This window comes from Mesorhizobium sp. M8A.F.Ca.ET.181.01.1.1 (assembly GCF_004792025.1).
In the GTDB taxonomy this organism is placed as follows: domain Bacteria; phylum Pseudomonadota; class Alphaproteobacteria; order Rhizobiales; family Rhizobiaceae; genus Mesorhizobium.
Genome location: NZ_SRTV01000375.1, coordinates 1 through 218, shown reverse-complemented (window position 1 = coordinate 218; position 218 = coordinate 1). Strand labels below are relative to the sequence as shown.

At 65.1% G+C, this 218-nt stretch carries 1 protein-coding gene; it reads right to left on the bottom strand.

Annotation, left to right across the window (positions count from 1 at the left end; genetic code table 11):
* Nucleotides 1-218, bottom strand: a 218-nt coding sequence (locus EN824_RS35020) for a VCBS domain-containing protein (RefSeq protein WP_135933260.1), incomplete at both ends; no start/stop codon positions are given.

Genomic DNA, 218 nt, shown 5'->3' with positions numbered 1-218 from the left:
GAGATGGTCAGCGTGCCGGAGCTCGAGATGTCGGTGGCCGAGTTGGTCTCGGTCAGGTTGCGCACATCGGCCGACAGGATGGCGGCATCGTTGGTGCCGTCGATGTTGATGGTCACCGAGGTGTGGGTGCCGTCGGCGCTGACGACATCGAAGGTGTCGGTGTAGGTGGTGCCGGCGGCGAACTCGTTGTGGGCCGAGCTTGCCGTGTAGGTCCAGGC